10 protein-coding genes and 1 pseudogene are annotated in these 21,713 nt (G+C 65.7%); 1 reads left to right on the top strand and 10 read right to left on the bottom strand.

From position 1 onward, the window contains the following. Positions 1-13 precede the first annotated feature (13 nt). From AEP_RS18390 to AEP_RS20795, 10 genes are all read right to left on the bottom strand, one after another. Complete coding sequence (locus tag AEP_RS18390; protein WP_087496736.1) at positions 14-9,211, bottom strand: non-ribosomal peptide synthetase; 9,198 nt, start codon at positions 9,209-9,211, stop codon at positions 14-16. Then, entirely contained in the window at positions 9,201-13,442 is a 4,242-nt protein-coding gene (locus tag AEP_RS18385) for a beta-ketoacyl synthase N-terminal-like domain-containing protein (RefSeq protein ID WP_087496735.1), read from the bottom strand. The genes AEP_RS18390 and AEP_RS18385 overlap by 11 nt, the downstream gene beginning before the upstream one ends. Positions 13,443-13,451: 9 nt before the next feature. After that, the gene (locus tag AEP_RS18380; RefSeq protein ID WP_087496734.1) at positions 13,452-13,919 is read right to left on the bottom strand and encodes an OsmC family protein; all 468 of its coding nucleotides are present in this window, start codon (positions 13,917-13,919) and stop codon (positions 13,452-13,454) included. 30 nt (positions 13,920-13,949) lie between these two features. Further along, on the bottom strand, positions 13,950-15,602 hold the full coding sequence (locus AEP_RS18375) for a class I adenylate-forming enzyme family protein (protein ID WP_087496733.1): 1,653 nt from the start codon (positions 15,600-15,602) through the stop codon (positions 13,950-13,952). 25 nt (positions 15,603-15,627) lie between these two features. Beyond that, positions 15,628-16,428 carry a class I fructose-bisphosphate aldolase gene (locus AEP_RS18370; protein WP_087496732.1) on the bottom strand — a complete coding sequence of 267 codons (801 nt, stop codon included), beginning with the start codon at positions 16,426-16,428 and terminating at the stop codon, positions 15,628-15,630. Beyond that, the gene (locus tag AEP_RS18365) at positions 16,425-16,952 is read right to left on the bottom strand and encodes an acyl-homoserine-lactone synthase (RefSeq protein WP_232460033.1); all 528 of its coding nucleotides are present in this window, start codon (positions 16,950-16,952) and stop codon (positions 16,425-16,427) included. Before AEP_RS18365 ends, AEP_RS18370 begins: the two co-directional genes overlap by 4 nt. A gap of 261 nt (positions 16,953-17,213) precedes the next feature. After that, on the bottom strand, positions 17,214-17,612 hold the full coding sequence (locus AEP_RS18360) for a DUF4902 domain-containing protein (protein ID WP_087496730.1): 399 nt from the start codon (positions 17,610-17,612) through the stop codon (positions 17,214-17,216). Between the two features lie 87 nt (positions 17,613-17,699). Continuing rightward, positions 17,700-18,413, bottom strand: coding sequence for an autoinducer binding domain-containing protein (locus tag AEP_RS18355; RefSeq protein ID WP_087496729.1), 714 nt, complete (start codon positions 18,411-18,413; stop codon positions 17,700-17,702). Beyond that, complete coding sequence (locus tag AEP_RS18350) at positions 18,410-19,588, bottom strand: hypothetical protein (protein ID WP_157673213.1); 1,179 nt, start codon at positions 19,586-19,588, stop codon at positions 18,410-18,412. Before AEP_RS18350 ends, AEP_RS18355 begins: the two co-directional genes overlap by 4 nt. Before the next feature lie 449 nt (positions 19,589-20,037). Further along, positions 20,038-20,313 (bottom strand): hypothetical protein, encoded by a 276-nt coding sequence (locus AEP_RS20795; protein WP_157673212.1) that lies wholly within the window; start codon positions 20,311-20,313, stop codon positions 20,038-20,040. Positions 20,314-20,350: 37 nt separating this feature from the next. Here AEP_RS20795 and AEP_RS18345 point away from each other — a divergent pair. Next, positions 20,351-21,501 (top strand): annotated as a pseudogene (locus AEP_RS18345) (IS3 family transposase). The last annotated feature ends 212 nt before the right edge of the window (positions 21,502-21,713 follow it).

The raw sequence follows: 21,713 nt of genomic DNA, 5'->3' as shown, positions 1-21,713 counted from the left end.
CAATGGCTGTGGTTCATGTCGCGTCGATGAGGTCGCCGGCAGCGCGGCCCAGCATCGAGCGGTCGATCTTTTCGCTGTCGCCCACTGCGAGCGCGACGGTCTCGTGCGCCCCGCCCAGAATGGCGAGCAGGCACTTCATTGCCGTGTCGGTGGCCATGTCGTTCATGCCGTGCAGCTGCGCGATGTAGTCGCGCTCGGCATCGCTCATGCGCATACCGCCCTCGCGCCACAGCGGCCAGCCCACCGAACAGCTCGCGCCGCGGCGCAGCCCCTGGCGGACCAGCTCGTTGCGCGCCGTCACCAACCCGTTAAGGAAGGCGTTCGCATAGGCATAGTCGGCCTGGCCGACCGGCCCCAGGTACGACGCCAGCGACGAGAACGCGATGAAGTGTTCGAGCGGGTCGCCGCGTGTGGCCTCGTCGAGCGCGATGGCGCCGAGCACCTTGGCCGCGAGCACCGTGCGCGCCGTCAGGCTGTCCTTGCGCAACAGCATGCCGTCAGCGCGGCCCCCGGCAGCGTGGAACACCGCCTGGATCGGGCCCCAGTCGCGCCGCACCTGGCCGAGCGCGTGGTGGACCTGGTCGCGTTGCGTGACGTCGGCCTGCAGGTAGCGGCACCGCTGCGGGTCGGCCAGGCCGGCCGTTGTCAGCTCGGTCGCGACGGCGGCCGGGTCGGAGCGACCGAGCAGCGCCACGCGACAGCCTCGCTCGGTCAGGAAGCCGGCCATCAGGCGACCGATGCCCCCCGCACCACCACTGACCACGACGACGCTGCCGGCCGCCAGCGGCCGCGCCGATGGTGCCGGGTCGGCCGCCGCCTTTGTCAGTCGTTCGGCCAGCAGCCGGCCGTCCGCGGTGCAGCGGTAGTTGACCGCCCGCTTCGCTTCGCCCGGCAACGCGGCGATGGTGGCGCCGATCGCCGCCATATCGATCCGCCGCGGATCGGCGGCCAGCGCGAGCGCGCTGAAACGCAGCGCTGGCGACTCATTGCGCACCGCGCGGCCGAACGCACCGAGCGCCTGCACCGCCGGCATCAGCAGCGAACCGGCCTGGTCGCTGTAGACGGCAACCACCGACAAGGGACGGCGCGTGCGCAGCTTCATCGCGGCGCGGGCCAGCGCGAACGCCTCGTTGAAAGGCGCGTAGACCGCCTCGGGTGCCGCGTCACCGCCGGCGATCGGCCACGTCGTGTAGTCCAGCACGATCAGCTCGGGCGCAGCATCGTCGGCCAGCACGGCCGACCAATCGGCCTCGGCACCGGCATCGATGCGCAGCAAGCGCGCCGCGGCGGCCTGTTCGCTGCCTAAACGTTCCGCCCGCAGCCAACTCGCCGGAGTGGCCCACGACGAACCGGTGCTGACCAGCATGCCGCGCACCGGCGACGAGGCCCGTGCGGCATTCACCGGCTCCCAGCGGGGCACGTAAAGGTGCGCCGCCTGCGCTTCGGTGGTAACGGCCTTCGGTGTCCGTGCCGGTGGCGCCGTTCTGCCGAGGCTCTTGCCTGCGCACGACTCGATGCGCCCGATGCGGCGCCCGGCGGCATCCAGCAGATCGGCGTCGTACTGCGCCACGCGGGCCGGGCCGCCGGCCACCGCCTGCTGCGCCGCCAGCCTCACGGTCAGCTCGGTGACGCCGGCGCCGCCGACATGCCCTTGCAGGTGCACCCGCTTGACGTGAAACGGCAGGCTCGGCGCGCCATCGGGCCGCGACAGCTGGTGGTGCAGCGCAATCGCCTGCAGCGCCCCGTCCAATGCCAGCAGCCAGCACGACTCGGCGTCGCCCGCTTCGATGCGCAGGCTCGCAACTGCGCTCCCCTGGTCGAAGCTCAAGCTCTGCACGCTGCGATAGGGATGGGCCAACTGCACACCGCCACGCTCGAAGGCGGCATAGCAGGCGTCAAGGGTCGCCCGGTGCGGCAGCAAAGCCGACACCTGCACCGGCTCGCCGTCGATCACCGAGTGCCCGGCCGCCAGCACGTCGACCGTGCAGTGCTCGACTGGCGCATCGCCCACGCCGCTGGCGAAGGTGAAGCGCTTCAGCCCCTGCCGGCTGGTTCCTGGCGTCAGCCGAAGCACCTGCGGCTCGGTGGCCGAGAACGGCTGCATCCACACCGCGTCGGCCAGCGTGATGACGCGCTGGTCCGTCACGTCGACCGCACGCCGCACCAACGCCAGGTAGGCGGCTGCCGGCAGCACCGGCCGGCCGGCCACGGCGTGGGCCGACAGCACGGTGTTCGTCGGCGACAACGCGATGCCGTCGGCCACGCTGGCCGGCAACAGGCCGGACGGCGCCGAGGCGGCCTCCGTCGCCAGGGCTGGCAACCAGTACGGCGTGTGCGCAAACGGGTAGGTCGGCAGGTGGATGCGGCGCCTCGACGCGTTCGCGGTGCTGCGTGGCCACGCTGCGTCACTGTGCTGCCGCCAGCGCTCGGCCACGTCGTCACCGCCGGGCAGCAGCTCGCCGGCCGCACGCCGCGTCACCCCGCGCATCGGCGCGGCCTTGACGCTGCCGCGCCAGTGCAGGGCCGGCGTTGGCCGATCCTCGGCCAGCGCCGTCAATGCATCGATCAGTTCATCCAGCGAGCCGACGCGAAGCAGTGCCCGCTTCTGCAGGCTGGTACGGCCGGACTGAAGCGTCTGCGCGACATCGGCCAGTGCGACTTCGCGCCTGAATCCGCTGAGGTAATCAGACAGACGAGTGCACAGTGCACGTAGTTCAGCGGCACCCTGGGCCGACAGCGGAATCCACCACGCATCGCCACCACGCGCCGCCGGGTTCGATGCCGGTGCGACATGCTGCTCAACCACGACGTGCGCGTTCACGCCGCCGAAGCCGAACGAGCTGACACCGGCCAGCCGGGGGCCGAGCCCGCCCCGCCCATCGCGCGGCATCGGCCAAGCCTGCCGTTCGCGCACGATGAAGAAGGGGCTGCCTTCCAGGTGGATGTTCGGGTTGAGCTGCTCCAGGTGCAGCGTCGCCGGCAACTGGCCATGCTTCACGCACAGGATCGCCTTCAGCAAGCCGGCGATGCCCGCCGCCGATTCGAGGTGGCCGACGTTCGGCTTGACCGACGACAGCGCGACCGATTCCGGTTCGGCGCGCGTGTGACCGCGCTCGCCCTGCAGGTCTGTGAAAACCTCTTTCAGCGCTTCGATCTCAATCGGGTCACCCAGCGCCGTACCGGTGCCGTGGGCTTCGATGTAGCCGATGCGGCCGCTGTCGACACCCGCCGCGCGGATCGCCGCCTGGATGACCTGCACCTGCGCCGCCGGGTTCGGCGCGCTCAGCGCCGTGGCGCGACCGCCGTGGTTGACCGCGCTGCCGCGGATCACCGCGTGGATCGGGTCGCCGTCGCGCAGCGCATCGGCCAGCGGCTTCAGCAGGATCAGCCCGATGCCCTCGCCGCGGGCATAACCATCCGCCCGCGCATCGAAGGTCTTGCACCGGCCGTCGGCCGCGAGCATGCCGATCTTGTTCAGGCAGACATGCGGCACCGGGTCGATCATCACGTTGATGCCGCCAGCGATCGCCAGCTTGCACTCACCGTGTTGCAGCGCCCGGACCGCGTTGTGCACGGCAACCAGCGAGCTGGAGCATGCGGTGTCGACCACTTCGCTCGGGCCATGCCAATCAAACAGGTAGCTGACCCGGTTGGCCAGGATCGTGCGCGACACGCCCGACAGCGTGAAGCGGTCGATCTCGCGCCCGGGCTGCAGCGACAGCGTCGCGTATTCGTCACCGGTCGCGCCGACGAACAGCCCGACGGATTCGCCGCGCAGATCGCCTGGCCGCAGTGCGGCGTCTTCGAGGCACGACCAGACGCCCTCCAGCAGCAGACGCTGCCGCGGGTCCATCAGCTCGGCTTCGCGCGGCGAGATCGAGAAGAACGCCGCGTCGAAGCCGGCGACGTCGTTCATGAACGCCGCGCGGTGCACGTTGGTGAAGTTGCCCGGGCCGTGCGGGTCGCCATCGACCGTGCGCCAATCCCAGCGGTCGGCCGGGATGAGGCTGCTGTTGTCGGCGCCGGCCAGCAGGTTGCGCCAGAAGGCGTCGAGATCGGCCGCCTGCGGCATCACGCCACTCATGCCGATGATCGCGATGGCGCCAGGGTGGGCCATCGGCACCTCGGGCACCTCGGGCACCTCGGGCACCACGGCTGCCGGCTCGACGGCCGGCGCCACGGGGCCGGACGCCAGCGCCACACGCGGGGCCGCCGGGAGCAACGCCGAAGCCAGCGCGCCCGCATGCTCGCGCAGCAGGTAGTCGCGGATCTCGGCGATCGACACGTAGCGGAAGAACAGCGCCGGGTTCAGCGCCATGCCGAGCTCGTCGGCCAGGCGCGCCGCGAGCGAGGTGTAGTGCAGCGAGTTGAAGCCCAGCTGGCCGAGGTTGTCGTCCAGCCGGACGGGCGTCTCGGTCGCACCGAGCACGGCATTCACCGCGACGTGCAGCCAGCGTTCCAATGCGCCGGGCATATCGCCCTCGGCGTGGACAGGTGTCGCAGCGACCGCTGCCGCCGCAGCGGGGGCGGCCACCAGCGCCGCTGTCAACGCCGCCGCCTGCTCACGCAGCAGGTGGTCGCGGATCTCGGCCACGCTGACATAGCGGAAGAACAACGCCGGGTTCATCGCCACGCCCAGCTCGTTGACCAGCTTGGCGCCGAGCATCGTGTAGTGCAGCGAGCTGAAGCCCAGTTGACCGAGGTTGTCGTCCAGGCCGACAGCGGCCTGGTCCGGCCCGAGGATCTCGGTCACCGCGCGCGTCAGCCAGTCGGCCAGTCGCGTGTCGATCGGGCCGGCGTGCGCCGCCGTCATCGCCGGCGCCGGTGCGTCGACCATCACCGCGGACGCGGCGAGCGTCGCGATGCGCTCCTGCGTCAAACGCTTGCGATCGACCTTGCCGTTCGGCGTGATCGGCAAGGCCGGCAGCACGATCACCTGCGCAGGCACCATGTAGGCCGGCAACCGGCCGTGGATCGACGCCAGGCAGGCTTCGTCGACCAGCTCGCCCGGCGGCACCGCGGCCGATGCCGCAGCGAAGCCGACGAGGCGCCGGCCGGCTTCATCGTCGCGCACCACCGCCACCGCGCGCGGAAGGCCGGCGGCCTCCAGCGCGGCCTCGACCTCGCCGAGCTCGATGCGGTAGCCACGCAGCTTGACCTGATGGTCGATGCGGCCGAGGAACTCGATGCTGCCGTCGGCGAAGAAGCGCGCCCGGTCGCCGGTGCGGTACATGATCGCGCCGGCACGCTCATGGAACGGGTCGCTGACGAAGCTCTGCGCGGTCAGCGCCAGCTCGTTGATGTAGCCGTCGCTCAGGCACTCGCCGCCGATGAACAGGTCACCCGCCTCACCCACCGCCACCGGCTCGCGCTGCTCGTCGAGGATGTAGTAGCGCGCGTTCTGGATCGGGCGCCCGTACGGGATGCTGCGCCATGCCGGGTCGATGGCCCCGACCGGAAAGTGGTTCGACCACACCGCCGCTTCGGTCGCACCACCCAGGCTGATGACCTGGGCCGCGGGCGCCACCGCCTTCATCGCGTCGGGCATCGCCAGCGGAATCCAGTCGCCGCTGAGGAAGACCACGCGCATGCGCTCCAGCCGCGCGCGCGCCCGGTTGACGCCACCCTCGAGAAACGGCAACACCATCTGCAGGTAGGCTGGTGCCGAGTTCCAGAAGGTGATCGGCTCATCCTTAAGGAAGCCGGCCACCGCCAGCGCATTGGTGCGGTCCGCATCGCTGACGATGCGGATGCTGGCGCCATAGGCCAGCATGCCGAACAGGTCGAAGATCGACAGGTCAAAGCTGAGCGGGTTGACGAACAGCACCCGATCGGTCGCGTTGAAGTGGAAAGTGCGCTCGGCCCACTCGATCAGGTTGACCACCGGCCGATGGCGGACGATCACGCCCTTGGGCGTGCCGGTGCTGCCACTGGTGAAGATGATGTAGGCGCGGTCCTCCGACGAGACGGCCTCACGCGGCTGGAACTGGCCAGCCCGGCGGGCGATCTGCTCGGCTTCGGCGTCGAGCAGCACCACACGGCGCGCCGGGTCGTCGAAGCGGCCGTAGTGGTCGCGCATCGAGACGACGATGGTCGCCTGGGCCTGCGCCAACACGCGCGTCAGCCGGTCTTGCGGGTCGTCGATGTTCAACGGGATGAACGCGCCGCCGCACTTGATGATCGCCAGCGCGGTGATGACCAGGTGGTTGGTGCGCGGCAGCATCATCGCCACCAGCGTGCCGCGGCCGACACCCAGATCCTGCAGGTGGTTGGCCAGCCGGTTGGCGCGTGCGTCGAGCTCGCCGTAGGTCAGCACCTCGTCGTCGCTCAGCACGGCGATGGCAAACGGCTCGGCCCGCGCGCGGCGCTCGAACAGCGTGTGCAGGCACACCGTACGGTCGTAGGGCACGTCGGTGGCGTTCCAACGGGCCAGTTGCGCGAGACGCTTCGCGCGCTCGTTAGCTCTGATCCTCTCGCCGGCCGCTTCGGCCAGTGACGGGGTCTCGACCAGCGACTCGATCGCCTGGACATAGCGGTCGAAGCAGCGCTGGGCTTCTGCCAAGTCGACCTGGCCGCGGCGCACGATCCAGCTGACGGCCAGGCCGCCGGCGCTGCGTTGCACCATGTTGTCGATCGCCACGCCCGGCGTGTCCGACGCGACATCCACTTCGGTGACGCCGCGGAACGCTGGGGCCGGCACGTCGAGGCAGTTCGTCATCACGGCCGAGCGCACGACGGCGGGGTGGCCTGATGCGAGATGGGCGCGCAACGCGTGGAACGGCTCGGCATCGGCATGCTGGCGATCCGCCGCCAGTTCGCGATCGAACGCGGTGGCGAGGGCCAGCAGCGCGATGGACAAACGATCGGCCGACGCCGTCGCCCAGGCGAAGCGCGTGGCATCGCCAAAGCCGATCAACGGTGAGCCGCCCGCCTGGCGCAGGCCGTAGTCGACGACACCCAGCGCGAATGGCTGCAGGTCGTTCGGCAGCGCGCGGGCATAGGCGGCGAGCAGCACGGCTTCGAGGCTGACGCCGTGCGCCGATGCCCACGCGTCCAGCGGCCCGGTGTCGGCGCAGGTGTGCGTCCAGCGCGTCGTGGCGTGGGTATCGGTCGCGCTGGCCGACGAAGCTCGCGGGGCGGCCAGGCGCGGGCCTGCCGGCAGATCGGCCCAGCGTGCGGCCCAGTGGCGCCGGTGGGCCTCACTGCCCCGCGCGGCACCGCGTTGCAGCAAGAAGGGCTTCCAGCCGCTCGATTCACCCGTGCCCGCCGCACCTTGCGCGCGGCCGATCAGTTCGCGGTAGAAGCTCCACGCCGAATGGGCGTCGAACGCTGCCATGTCGAGCAGGCTGAGCAGCAGGGCCGAACCGTCCGCCTGGCGCAGCAGGCGCAGGCGGAAGGCGGGCCAGCCGCGGTCGGCGACGAAGTCCTGCAGCATCGCGCGGGTCTGGGCCTGGACGTCCGACGCGTCGGCGACCGGGATCGCGTACGCCGCCACCGCGGCGGGGCATTCCAGCGTGCCGCGCGGGCTCGCATAGGCCTTCAGCATCGGGTGATCGGCCAGCAATGCATCCAACGCCTGCTGCCAACGCGCGGGCTCGAAGGCTTCGCACCGGAACGAGCGGAAGATGTAGCCGCTGGCCTGGCGTGGGTGCCGGATGCGCTCGGCGAGATAGCCTTGCTGCAGCAGCGTCATCGGCACGCTGGTGGCCGTGGCCGGTGCATTCGCCGCCGCAGCGCGGCCGCGAGCCAGCGACGTGCGGTCCCACGACGCGGGCTCGTCGGCCAGCGCCTGCAGCGTCGACTGGAAAGCTTCAAGCATGCGCTCGACCACGCCATCCTTGAACCACGAGGGCACCGCATCGAAGGTGATTTCCAGCGCTCCGTGCACCGCGCGCAGCTGGCAATGCAGTGCCGTGCCCGGCGTTTGCGCCGAGCCGAAGACCTTGCGCTGCATCCAGCCGGCTTGCTCGCCCGCCGCGCCACCGGCGGCCAACAGGCTGGTGAAGACCACGCGGTCGTTGCGCTGCGGTCGGTCCGGGCCCAGGCTGCGCCAGGCCTCGATCGCGCCGACGTGCCCGTGGTCCAGCGCCTCGAGCAACTGCTCGCCATAGCGGCGTGCCCGCTCGCCCAGGGTTTCGCCATCGACGCGGTCGGCAGCGAACATCGCGCTGGACGTGAACGGGCCCACGACACGCTGGATGTCGGCATGCATCGGCGGCCGGTTCTGCAGCGTCAGCACCAGGCCGAAGCGGTCGCTGGTCGTCCAGCCGCGCAGCACGTCGCAGAACACGACCAGCACGCCCGCGGTGGCCGACAGCTTGCGCTGCGCGAACAGCGCCTGCAGCTTCGCCCACTGCGCCTGCGGCACGGTGGCCACGTACCGCCGGCGGTTTCGTGGATTCACGGGGGCCTTGTCGATCACGTCCGACCACGAAAACGCGGGGCCATCGGGGATGTCGGCCAAGCGCCGCTTCCAGTAGGCCAGGCTGCGCGCATGCCCGTCGGACGTGCGGAACGCCTTCATGCTGTGGATGAAGTCCCTGAAGCGGACGTCGGGCGCGGCCGGGGCCTGGTCCGGCTGTTCGTAGCAGGCCTGCCACTGGGCGTAGATCTGCTCGGCGCTGTGGGCGTCGACAATCCACGAGTCCATGCTCACGTGGATGCGCGACGCGCCCTCGGGCAGTTGCGTCACGCAAATCTCGTACAGTGGCCAGTCGCCGGGCATGTACAGGCGATGCGAGAGCTCGTCTCGCACGCGCTCGATACAGCGCTGCGCAGCGACCGCGTTGTCGCGGTGGTCGGCCACGCCGAACGTCGGCAGAGAGCGGTCGCTGACGATGCGTTGCATGCCGTTGGGCAGCACCTGCGCGCGAAGCATCGGGTGCGCCTTGGCCACCTGCGCCCAAGCCCGCTCCAGGCGCTGCGGATCGATTCCGTCCACGTCGAGCTCGAGGTAGACGTGACAGCCGGCCCGGTCCACCCGCACCGGGTTGACCTTGGCCACCAGATAGGCGGTCTGCAGATCGGTGAGCGCAAACGGCGAGTCGGCCGGTGCGGCGTCCCGCACCAGGCGCGGATGGTTCTGGCGCGCCGGGGCCGGTACGGCCGGGTGATCGACGGCCACGTTGGTGCTTGCCGCCCGCGCCTGCATCATCGCCAGCACACGACGTTTTTCCGGCAACGACAGGTTCTTGAAGTCGTCAACTTGCATGGCTCAGGTCGGGTTCGGTTGATGTCGACAGCTGCCGAAACAGCGTGATCAGTTCGGCGTCGGTGGCGTGCTCAAGGTCGGCGGGTCGGGCAGCGTCGCCGGCCGGCGGGGCCACTGACCTGGCTGACTGGGCGTATGCCAGCACCGCCAGATCGCGCGCGGTTTCGGCGCTGACGATGTCCTGCACCGAGAGGTCCACGCCGAGCCGCGCCTCGAACACGAAGCGCAGGTTGATCGCCTTGACCGACTCCATGCCGTAGTTGGACAGCGCGGCATCCGGGTCGATCGCAGCCGGGTCCATTCCCAGCTCCTGCGCCAGCCCCGTGCGCACCGTCGCGAGGACGGCTGCGATCGCTGCGGCCGATGCCCGATCCGGCTGCGGTGCGACCGCGGTCGGTGCCGGCGCGGCCTGGGTCGGTACGGCCACGTCGCGGCGCAACAGCCAGCAGCTTTCGGTGTCGAACGGGTAGGCGGGCAGCGCGGTGCGGCGGCGCTCGTTGCGGGCGAACCACTCCTCCCACCGCGGCTCGAAGCCGGCGGCGATCAGACGGCCGAGTTGTTCGACGGCCGGCTGATCGGGCTCGGCGTCGAGCGCGAGCCGCCAGCGCCGCGCGCCTTCGGCCAGCGCCGACGGGTCGATCGCGCGGCGCTGTTCATTTGGCGCCAACGGCCATACACCGTCATGGGATCGGCCGGCGATCGCCGCATACAGCTGGGCGCGGAACTGCTGCCGATCGTGGAAGGCGAAGACATGGCCGTGGGCGAAGCGGCTGCGGCCGCAGGCCAGCGTGAAGGCCACCGTGTGCAGCGCCACGTCGGGGTTCTCGTCGATCCAGTCGCGCAGTTGCCGCAACCGGGCGGTCAGCGCGCGCTCGGTGCGCGCGCTGACCGGAGCGAGCAGCCAACGCGTCCGCTCCGGCGGCGCGGCCTCCCGCTGAGCAAGGCCCTCGATCACGCAGTGGCCGTTGGTGCCGCCGATGCCGAACGAGTTGATCGCCGCCCGGCGCACATCGCCCACCGGCGTCGGCCACGGACGAGCCACGGTGTTGACGTAGAACGGGGTGCGGTCGAAGTCGATCTTCGGATTGGGCTCGCGGTAGTTGATCGACGGCACGAACCGACCACGGTGGACACACAGCGCGGCCTTGATCACGCCTACGAGGCCGGAGGCGGCCGTCAGATGACCGACGTTCGGCTTGACCGACCCGATGGCCACCGAGCGGGGCTCGAGCGGAGCCGATTCGAAGCTGCGCACCAAGGCCTGCAGCTCGACCACGTCGCCCAATGCAGTGCCGGTGCCGTGGGCCTCGACATAGCCGATGCTCGCGGGCTCGACGCCGAGCTTGCGGTATAGCCCTGTCTGAAGCCGCGTCTGCGCCAGCCCGTTGGGCGCGGTGATGCCGTTGGAGCGGCCGTCCTGGTTCATCGCGGTGCCGCGGATCACGGCATACACCGAGTCGCCATCGCGCAGCGCGGCGGCTAGCGGCTTGAGCACCACGAAGGCTACACCTTCGCCGTGGACGAAACCGTCGGCCGCAGCGTCGAACGCGCGGCAATGGCCAGTCGGCGAGAAGATGCCGAGCTTGCTGCTGGCCACGTAAAACGACGGGTCCAGCGTCAGGCAGACACCACCGGCCAGTGCGATCTCGGCGTCGCCCTGCCGCAGGCCGGCGCAGGCCAGGTGCAAGGCTGTCATCGACGACGAACAGGCGGTGTCGACCACGACGCTCGGGCCCTCGATGTTGAGGAAGTAGGACAGCCGCGCCGCGATCAGCGACATGTCGCCGCCCAGCATCAGGCCGGCGTTCGCGGGCTGCCCCTGGCGCGCGGCCAGCACCGGGTATTCGGGCTCGCGGGCGCCGATGTAGACACCGACCGGCCGGCCGGCCAGGCTGTCGGGCGCATATCCCGCATCTTCCAGCGCGCGCCATGATTCCATCAGGCAAAGGCGCTGCTGCGGGTCCATCGCCGCCGCGTCCTTCGGCGACAGGTGGAAGAACAGTGGCTCGAACTGGTCGACATCGTGCAGAAAGCCGCCCCACTTGCTGTTGGACTTGCCGATGGCGGAGATGTCGGGGTCGTAGTAGGCGTCGGCGTTCCAGCGTTCGGCGGGGATCTCGCCGACGCTCTCGACCCCGTGTTCGAGGTTGCGCCAGAACGCATCCCGGTCGGCAGCACCTGGCACGCGCAGGCTGATGCCGATGATGGCGATGCCGACTTGCGCCGCCGGCAGCACGGGCGCCGCCTGCAAGCGGTGGCCGCCGGCCAGCTGGCCCGGGCCGAGGTGGCGCGCGAGCGCTTCGATGCTCGGGTGGTCGAAGCAGCTCGCCACCTGCAACTCGATGCCGGTGCGCGCCGAGACGGCCTCGGCGAAGCTCATCAGCAAGGCCGAGTCGAAGCCCTGGTTGGCAAACTCGACCTGCGGGTCGATGCGGTCCACCGCAACACCCAGCACGCCAGCCGCCACCTCGCGCAGCAAGGACACGCCGATGATCGGTGCGGCCACGACCGTGACCTGAGGTGCCGTGTCCGTCGCCTGCTGCTTGAGCAGCACCCGGTCGACCTTGCCGTTGGGGCGACGCGGCAGCGCCGATTGCAGCTGGAAGTGGCCGGGCACCATGTGGGTGGGCAGCCGCTCGGCCAGGAACTGCTGCAGCGCCTCGGCGGTCGCAGGCTGGCCCTCACGCGCGACCCAGAAGGCGGTCAGCCGCGTGTGCAGCTCGGACGTTGCATGAGCCATCACGGCGCATTCGGACACGCCGGGGTGGTCGCCCAGAACCAGCTCGACATGCTCCAGTTCGACCCGCAACCCGTTGACCTTGGCCTGGTGGTCGAAGCGGCCGGTCATGCGCAGCGTACCGTTGGGCTGCAGCACCGCCATTTCGCCGGTGCGAAACAGATGCCCTTCGACCCGGCAACCCGCCGGCCCACCGGCGATGAAGCGCTCGGCGCTCAGCTCGGGCCGCCCCAGATATCCCAGCGCCAGGCTCGGGCCGTGGATGTAGACCTCGCCCTCGACGCCGGGCGCGACCGGCGCGCCCTGCTCGTCGAGCAGATGGATGGTGGTGTTGGCGATCGGGCGGTAGCCGCCCATGCTGTCGGCCGCACCGGGCACGATCGGCCTCGCGTCGTGCAGGTAGGTGTTGGTTTCGGTGCAGCCGAAGTCGTGCAGCAGCTTGACGCCGGACAACTCGGCGTGAAAGCGGTCCTGCAAGGCCGCGCTAATCGGCCCGCCGTTGATCACCCGGCGCAAGCGCGACGGGTGCTGCGCGCCGCGTCGCTTCAGGTCGAGCAGCAGCTTGATCAGCGGCGGCGTCAGCGTCAGCTGGGTCACGCCCTGTTCAGCGAACCAGCCGAATAAGGCGCTGGGCTCGCGCAGTACCCGGTCGGGCGCCAGCGCCGTCGGCACGCCGGCGAGCACGCCGCCGAGCAGCTCCCACATCGACGGCATCACGTTCATCGGGGACCGCTGCCCCTGCACGTCGCCGGGCTCGTAGGGGTAGTCCTCCCACATCCAGTGCAGCCGGTTGATCAGCTGGCGCTGGCTGTGCATGACCCCCTTGGGCTGGCCCGTCGAGCCGGAGGTGAACATGAGAAGCGACGGCGCATCAGGCGAGACCTGCGCGAAAGGCTCGAGGCCGGCGCCGCCCGCACCGGACACCGCGGCGAAATTGATCGACGCCAGGTCCAGGCACGGGACTCCGGTGGCGCCCAGCTCGGCGGCGTCGCCGCCACGTGTCACCACCATGCTCGGCTTGGCGATCTCGCACAGCGAGGCCAGGTAGGCTGGCGGGAACGCCCGGTCCAGCGGCAGGTAGACCGCCCCGACCAGCCAGGTCGCGAGGATGACGACCACCAGCTCGCTCGTGCGCTCGACATTAGCCGCCACGGTCTGCTGCGGTTGCACGCCCGCGGCGTGCAACCGATGGGCCAGCACCACCACCCGGTGACCGATCTCACGGTGACTGAGTTCACGGCGAACACCGGGTGCCGGTGAGTCGATCAGCGCCACCCGGTCCAGCCACGCCGCGCTATCGGCGAAATAGAGCCGCTCCAGACGTTGGTCGAACGGATAGGGCCGCACGGGGCCGCGCACGCACGAAGCGACTGTGGGCACCTGGGTCAGCGGCGGCCGGGGCGTCGCGTTCGAGGCGCCGTGTGCGGCGATCGACGCCTCAGGCGCGCGCAGCCGAGAAGCTGCGGTCTGAAGCCAGTCTGTAAGTCTGGTCATGGCCAGGTCCTAGGCGATCTCAAGCGCGGCTTCGACGCGCCCTTGCACCTTCACCGTGACGTTGCCCGCCATCGTCTTGGCCACCATGCAGGCCGTCTCGGCCTGCAGCATGCAGCTTTGCACCGTGCCGCCGAAGAGCATGCGGGCATCGGGCGCCATCCGCACGACGGGCGCGTGCCGCACGGCGACCAGCACCGGGCCTTGCGGCGTGCTATCGAAGACGGCGCTGGTGCGGTTGGACAGCTCGGTGTAGCTGACGCCCTCGGCGCCCAGCAATGCCGACAAGGTCATCAGGTAGCAGGTGTGGGCCGCGGCGACGAGCAGCTCTTCGGGGTTGGTCCCCACGCCCGGGCCCGTCATCTCTCGCGGGACCGAATACTCACCATGGAGCGTACCGGCCCGGAATTGGCCGTTGCCGCGCATCAGCGCGCCGTTCCATTGACCTTCGCATTCGAAAACGTGTTGCTTTGCCATCATCGTGAATCCTTCGTTGTCGCCTGATCGGGATCAGGCGGTCTCGGCCATGCACTGGCGCATCGCCTGCTTGGTGACCTTGCCGGTGACACCCACCAGGATGTCGGCCGCATCGACCTGCTTCAGCCTCACCAGCGCGGGGCGGCCCAGCCGCTGCTGCTCGGCGTTCATGCGCTCCAGCAGCGCCGCCTCGTCAACCGAGCCGCCGGGGTACGGGTAGCCGTAGACGACCGGCTCGAAGTGCTCGCCGACCGGGTGGCCCAGCACCGTGCAGTCGAGCAGTTCCGGGCAGATCTTCAGGATCAGCTCCTCGGTCTGCAGGCTGTACAGCGTGCCTTGCTCGGTGCGGATCGGGTCGGTCGTCCGGTCGACGTGGAAGAAGCAGCCCATCCGGTCCTTGTAGACCAGGTCACCGGTGAGCCAGTAGCCGGCCAGTTGGCTGCGGTGGGTGAGCAGCGAGTCGTTCCAGTAGCCGCTGGTCACGCTGGGCGACTTGATGCCCAGCCGGCCGACCTGGCCGACCGGCAGCTCGCGGCCGTCCTCGCCCAGCACACGGGCATCGACCCATTCCTGCGGCAGGCCGACGCAGCGATCGAAGTTCTGGTCGGCCGAGGTGTAGACCACCCGGAAGCTCGAGTGGCCCATCTCTGACGAGCCGAGGCCGTCGATGAATTGCGAGCCCTTCACCCGCTGCGCGCCCCGGTAATGGTGGCCGTGGCGCACCAGCTGGCGGATGTGGGCCTCGTGCGCGGCATCACCGCTGTTGATCCAGTTGTTGACCGACTCCAGGGCGCGGCCCTCGAGGCCGCTGGCCACCATCGCCACATAGTTCGCCGGGAACGAGACCACCGTCGAAGGCTTGAAGCGCTCAATGCTGTCGAGCAACACGTCCGCGCGCTGCTGGGACACGACCATCAGTGCAGCGCCGCACAGGATGGCATGCATCGCATAGGCGATCGCCGCGTTGTGCGACACCGGCAGGCACGACAGGTAGCGCTCGGCGCCCTGCGCCGCGGGCAGGCCGAGCAGGTGGCGCAGGCCATGGAACCACTTGCCGTGCTGCAGCAGGACCGGCTTGGGCACCCCGGTCGTCCCAGAGCTGTGGGTGATCATCACCGGGTCGAGGTCGTCATGGACGAACGGGTACGGCTGCGGCAGCGGCTGCTCGTCGCCCGGCGGCACGATCTGGTCCATGCGGGCCAGGAACCTGAACTCGCCCGCGGTTGCGATCTCGGCCAGCGCCGCGTGCTGCGCCTGGTCGGCCACCGCGCCCACCGCACCGACGCGGCGCATGTGCGCCAGCGCCATGGCCCGCGGCATCGCCCCGTTCACGAGGACCGGGATCGCCCCCAGCGCGGTCAGCCCCACGTAGTGCAGCAGGTAGTGCAGCCCTTTGCTGCCGTAGACGCCCACTGGGTCCTTCGCACGCACGCCGTGGCTCACGTACCAGCGGGCCAGGGCATCGGCGCCCGCCTTCAGCTGGCTCAGCGATAGCGGCCCTTCGACCGCCTGCCCGCCCAAGTTGAACGGCTCGTCGGTCCACACCAGCGGCACGTCCGATGCGGTGTTGAGACCGTGCGCAACATGCAGGAAGTTGCCAGCACCCAGGGCTGGATTCAGTTTTAGCCAATAGCGCTGCGCAACGCTGAGGACGGAGGTATGCTGATCGTCGCTGTGCTGGCTCATTGCGTTCGGTCCTCTCGTCCGTACATCAAAGTGCTCTGACTAGGGATAGGCTCTGGTCAGACTGCCTTGCCGCTCGCAAGCCCAGCGCAGTCAGGAACTTCTCCGGATGGGCGTTCTGGAACACATTACGTCCAACACACAAGCCCCTGGCACCCGAGTTCAGTCCCAGCGTCAGAAGACGAGCTATCTCCTCGTCGCTACTTCGTGGACCACCAGCAAAGAAGACGTCGATGTCCTTTGTGAGCCCATCAAGCAACTCAGGGATGTCGCTCATCGAATCAGGCTTTTGTAGCTTGACGGCGTCTGCGCCTAGCTCCCAGATGGACCTCACAACCCGGCGCAGACGAGGAATTGCCGAATCGCCAGAGGCCTGCGCACCGAGGCACTTGACCATCACGAGGATCGGCAATCCATAGTCGACTGCTTCGTCCGCCACGCATCCGAGAAGCTTCAAGTTATGGCCGTCCTGCTCACCATCGAAGACGAGGTCAAGACTCACCGCATCAGCTCCGATGCGCAGCGCCGCATCGATAGAGGTCAGCAACTCCTTGCGGTGAGGCTGAGCAGCACTCGAGATCATCCCGTTCAGCTGCAAGATGACACCTTTCCCCAGAAGGCAACCTGTTTCATTCAGCCGGGCGACCATACCCTTATGCGCCACCACCGCCGTGATCGCTGGGTGACTCAACCAGCGTGCCGGCATCGACGAGTGGAGGAGACCGTCCATCTCACCCGACGTAAGGCCATGATCAATCGGGATGAGCAGTCCGCGATTGGTCTGAGGGTTCACGACGCGTGACCAGCGAGTTAGTTTTGAACGGTTCATTGCCACACCTCCATGTATTCACTGAGGGGAATACTGAGCGCAACAACAGAGCACCCGCCCTGTTGTGCAGGAACCCCTGCTCGTATAGCTCGAAATCCGTTGACTCGGAGTAGACGCTCCATTCCGACCGGCGATACGGTAATCAGAGTGCGGGCTCCATGCTCTGCTGCAATCCGAACCACCTGTTGAAATAGACTTGCCGCGTGACTTGCTGAAGCCTGATTTGCCAGGGATGCGCAAGTATCAAAATCGACAGCAGCAAATCTCGACAACTCCCATACTTCAGCGCTGCGCGGCAACTCAAGTCCACCCCAAAGCGATGGAAATACTTTCTCTAACAAGTAAGGAACCGTTGTCGGCAATAGGCGCGCTACGCCGTTAACGTGACCATGCTTGTCTTGCGAGGAGACGTATACAGCGTCAGGCCCATCGAACTCGTCTGCCTCAACCTCTCCCGAGGATCGCAATGACCAACCAAGGTGACTGACAAAAACCTTGTGACGATAGCGCCCCACCGCTTCCATCAGGTGCGGCGGCAATTCCTCTCGCCTACCAGCAACGCAATGCATATACCCACCCCTTTACAATTGGGGTTATTGTGTTCAAGGTTTGGGGTGGTGTAACCTACTAAAAAAAGTAGGTTCATGTTCACGGCGGCGAAACAATCCGCAGGCACGACCAAGAGATGAGGTGCACTGAGTGCGCGTCAGATGGTCGGACGCGCCGCACTCTAGAAGAGGTCGCCCCTCGGGCGGAACGGGGGAATGCTCGGGGGAGAAAACTCGTCACATCGATACGAGCCCGTCGTCTGATGGAAGAAAATGGGTCTCTACCGAGATCGCCCAAGGTAACGCGTCAACAATCGTCCCGAGAATCTGAAGATTTTGTTCCCAGGCGAAATCCCGCCCATCTGAATTGATAAGCTGAACATTAGTTCGAGGGCAATCGGCTCGCATCAAGCGAACGATGTCTCCTTCCACTTCCAAATGCCAATCCCAACCGATGGAGATCTGAAACAAAGAGTGACCAACCCATTCTGTAAATCCAGAGATAGCGGTTGGACGACCGCAGCCTTTTGAAGGATCGCCAACTTCAATATCTAAGCCGGAAAAATGGTGAAAAAAATAGACACTCAAGAGATCGTCGACTGTCGCTCGAACTTGGCCCGATTCGGAAACATGCATTTTCGCGTGCCCACTTTTCCTGCGGTCTACATACACTGCTGCACTCAGAGATAAGCATTACTACCCGGAGAACGCAAACACGGTGCGTCAATAGAGTAACCCGAGCAATGCAGCGCGTACCACTGCCGCTGTCTTATTGGCTACCTGCATTTTAGCCACGGAGTTCTTGATGTGAAAGTCCACCGTGTTCTTTGATACGTTCAGAATGTCCGCTATATCCTGCGCCGACTTCCCGTCGGCAGACCACTTCAAGACCTCCAACTCCCGGGCTGAGAGCCTGTGCGATCCATTTGTTTGATTACACCGAAGCAAGCGCGAAAACGCTAGGTGAGCCACCTGAACGAGCCACCGCATTTTTTGTTGTTTGGCTTCAAGCTCCTGGGGATTTAAAAACTCGCAAGACCTTGACAGCGTAAGCATGCCTCCCGAACCCAAGACATCCAGACTGGACTGTGCCCAGCCGACCCTCAGTCCGTGCTCTCTGGCTTCATCCCAAAGACTCTGTGCATTCGCAAAAACTTGGTCTGTCCAGACAATCGGCTCTTGAGAACGACGTCCGCGAGCGACGGTTGGATCGACTTGAAGGTATCCCGCTTGGGCATAGCGCTCTTGCCACGACAGAGGGTAGCTGTTCAGCAGTGTAATTTTCGGTCTACTGAACGGCGTGGGCGACTGAAAACCGTAGGCCACATGTTCGAACCCAAGCGCTAAAGCAGCCTCTTCAACTCGTCTAAAAATCTCACGTTCACACGTTGCCTTGCCAGACGCAAGGTCAAGTAAATCTTCTTGCCAACTTTTCATACCGCGCTCCAAGCCCGTGAACCATCACGAGAGCACAGCCCCGTCCACCCGCGACCGGCGGGGTGCGGGGTGCGGGGTGCGGCCCGACAACAGCAATACAAACCAAAGGATGCTCTGGAAAAGCACTCTTCATGACGAAGCGGCTGATCTAAATAACGGAAACACATTCCGATACCTCTGTCGTCATAGACAGCAAGCTTCCCGTCTCTGGAGACATCCCGTACGATCAACCACATGTGATCGTCCACCGGCTCCCAAAGGACTTGGCCGTCTTTCTCCACCTTCTTGAGCGTAGGAAAGTACGGCCGTACGGGGTCTCGGAGACCTTCAATGACAACCGTCATGTTTCTGCCGAACTTTCCCGTGTAGTCGGTTCGAAATGACCTCCCGGTTCTTTCGTGCGTTACAAAGAAATCAGCGTCGTTGGGTCGTTTTGGATAATCCTCTGCCGCCAACATCAAACGCTTGCCATCAGGCATATACCTCGGCGTAACCTTTGGAAAGGCCGCTTGGTAGTCGGTCTTTTGCACTGTGCGTTGGGTGGCTACATCGAGTTCTTTGACATCCCAAGCACCGCCACCCATGCCGCCTTGGAGTTGATTGCTCACGCCCCAATACAAAATGCGTGTGCCGTCTTGGGTCAGGCTGGGATATAGATAGGTGTTGAATGGATCACTGGTGAGCTCCTTTATCTTTTTTCCATTCAGATTGAGCAGAACAAGCTTGTTGCATGACTGGCGCGTGGGTTCCGATGGAGGGGGCGAGGTGCAAGGTGCGTATTCCTGAGCAAAGATGGCATCCCCATTCCAGGTGTATGCAACATCTCCATAGCTCGCATCCGCATTGAGATCGGGAAGGTTTTCCCATCGATCTCCTAGGATGTCATAGCGCAAGATCTTGCATTGCAATCTGTCGCGCTTGACGTAGGGGTCAGGACACGCGGTCACGATGAAGTTGCTCTCATCTGGAGCGAAGTTCACAGTTTCCGGATACCAGCCCACATTGACCGGAAACTTGGCTGTCTCTGCTTTTTCCGACAGCATCGGTTGCGCAACAGCTTGCAATGCGATGACGTAAAGTGAGATCAGTATAAAAATCTCGACCAGTCCGTTCAGCATTTGCTTGCGACTTGGAATGCTGACGTCGGAAAAGATGTATCGCAGACCGTCCTTCAACAGGAGTCTGTCCACAACGTACCTAAAGAAAATTTTCAGGGAATGCGTTGGTACCCAACGCCTCAACGCCGACAAATAGGCGCCCCTACGGAAAGCCGCCTCCCCAGAAGCCATGAATGCCCCTCAGCACATGCGGTGGCTATAGCCACTCGTATATTTCTAACTTCTCAGTTCGTCCCAACACTGCGAACTGAGGCGTTTATATCGGTGGGCTTCGAGAGGGTTCGCTGCAATTGTGTACTGCAAGACAGATTTCAACGATTGGATGCTTATCCAAGGGTTGTGCCTAGGTTGAGACAGGCACAGAGAGCGACTTTGACTGAACGCGCCATGGACAAATTGCAATCTACGCCAGGGGCGTAGTACCTTGGATGGGAAGAGAAGAACGCCGGTATCCCTCGACGATAGCGTTAGTCAAGTCGTCTTGCGTGACCAATGATACTTGCTGCTCATACAAAGCAATCATGTTGTTGATTGATCGCCGGGATTTCCTGTTCAAGGAGTGTGTATCTTCTGTCCGCAAGTGCTCGCAATCTGCAGTCAGCAAGATGGCTCAATGCAACGTGAAAGTCTGTAAGAAAGTCCTGTCCACAACCTTGCTCCGCAAAGACAGCTCCGGTGTGTGCCGCTAACACCAACTCGCCCAGATGGTCAAACTCCCCAAAACCGTGACTCATTGCATAGAGCGCTTTACGGGCTTGAATCGCCCCGGAAATCGTAGACACCTTCGAGCCTCAAACCTGAGGCCCAATAGGAGGTGCCATGAGCAACAAGAGATATCTGCAAGAGTTCAAGATCGAAGCCGTCAGGCAGATCGTTGACAAGGGCTACCCGGTAACCGAAGTCGTATCCCGACTGGGGGTCAGCCAGCACAGTTTGTACAAGTGGATCAAGGAACAACAAACCCCAGCAGGTCAACGCCGGGAGCAGTTGTCGCAGACCGAAGAACTGCGCCGCCTGAAGGCCGAGCCCAAACGCGTCACCGAGGAGCGTGACATCCTAAAAAGGCCGCAGCGTACTTTGCCAAGTTGTCCGGGTGAGGTACGCATTCATTCAGCGGCACGTGCCAGTGCACCGTGTGCGGTTGTTGTGCAAGGTCATGGCCGTGCACCCCAGCGGCTACTACGCCTGGAAGCAACAGCCCCACAGCGAACGCGCCAAGGATGACCAACGACTGCTGGGTCTGCTCAAGCAAGATTGGCAGGAGAGCGGTGGGACCTATGGTTATCGCAAGCTCACCACCGACATGCGCGATCTGGGAGAAACCTGCGGCAAGCACCGGGTGGCTCGGTTGCTACGGCAAGAAGGCCTGCGTTCGCAAACGGGCTACCACCGACGCCCGGGCAAGCGTGGTGGAGCGCCTGCGGCCGTAGCCCCCCAATCACCTGGATCGGCAGTTCACACCTGACAAGCCCAACCAGTCATGGGTTACTGACATCACCTACATCCGAACCCATGAGGGCTGGCTGTACTTGGCGGTGGTGATCGACCTCTTCTCGCGACAGGTCATTGGATGGTCCATGGGCAGTCGCATTGACACGGAACTGGTGCTCAACGCTTTGCTGATGGCGCTATGGCGTCGTCAGCCCAAGGAGCCCGTATTGGTTCATTCCGACCAAGGGAGTCAATTTACGGGCCATGACTGGCAGACCTTCCTGCGCGAGCACAACCTGGTCAGCAGCATGAGCCGGCGTGGCAACTGCCATGACAACGCTGTGGTGGAGAGTTTCTTCCAACTACTCAAGCGTGAGCGTATTCGCCGCAAAACCTATGCAACCTGGCAAGATGCGCGTGCTGACGTGTTCAATTACATCGAAATGTTTTACAACCCCAAGCGCCGCCACAATACGGCTGGCGGCGTGTCTCCCGTAGAGTTCGAGAAACGCTTTTTCCAACGGCTCGGAAGTGTCTAGGAAATCCGGGGCGATTCAGAGTTGATTCGATGTACCCCCCAGCTTTTGACGCCCATTACGATTCGGGCTGAGGCTTGGTTGAGGGCGTCGTCCGCCCGCCCGTCCTGGGGAGGGAAAAGGAACGGAGCAGGACCCAAGCCCAAAGGCGGGGATAGCCTCATGTAGCCCCCTTGAAAACCTGTCCCAGATGTAGCTCAAATACACGAGTGTGC

Origin of the sequence: Curvibacter sp. AEP1-3 (assembly GCF_002163715.1) — a bacterium.
In the GTDB taxonomy this organism is placed as follows: Bacteria; Pseudomonadota; Gammaproteobacteria; order Burkholderiales; family Burkholderiaceae_C; genus Allorhodoferax.
This window is presented reverse-complemented; position numbering and strand designations above follow the sequence as displayed.

Bases quoted from the DNA above. Each gene is read 5' to 3' on its own strand.
- AEP_RS18385 (WP_087496735.1), bottom strand. From the start codon at position 13,442: ATGACCAGACTTACAGACTGGCTTCAGACCGCAGCTTCTCGGCTGCGC.
- AEP_RS18355 (WP_087496729.1), bottom strand. From the start codon at position 18,413: ATGAAAAGTTGGCAAGAAGATTTACTTGACCTTGCGTCTGGCAAGGCA.
- AEP_RS18380 (WP_087496734.1), bottom strand. From the start codon at position 13,919: ATGATGGCAAAGCAACACGTTTTCGAATGCGAAGGTCAATGGAACGGC.
- AEP_RS18370 (WP_087496732.1), bottom strand. From the start codon at position 16,428: ATGAACCGTTCAAAACTAACTCGCTGGTCACGCGTCGTGAACCCTCAG.
- AEP_RS18390 (WP_087496736.1), bottom strand. From the start codon at position 9,211: ATGCAAGTTGACGACTTCAAGAACCTGTCGTTGCCGGAAAAACGTCGT.
- AEP_RS18360 (WP_087496730.1), bottom strand. From the start codon at position 17,612: ATGCATGTTTCCGAATCGGGCCAAGTTCGAGCGACAGTCGACGATCTC.
- AEP_RS18365 (WP_232460033.1), bottom strand. From the start codon at position 16,952: ATGGAAGCGGTGGGGCGCTATCGTCACAAGGTTTTTGTCAGTCACCTT.
- AEP_RS18375 (WP_087496733.1), bottom strand. From the start codon at position 15,602: ATGAGCCAGCACAGCGACGATCAGCATACCTCCGTCCTCAGCGTTGCG.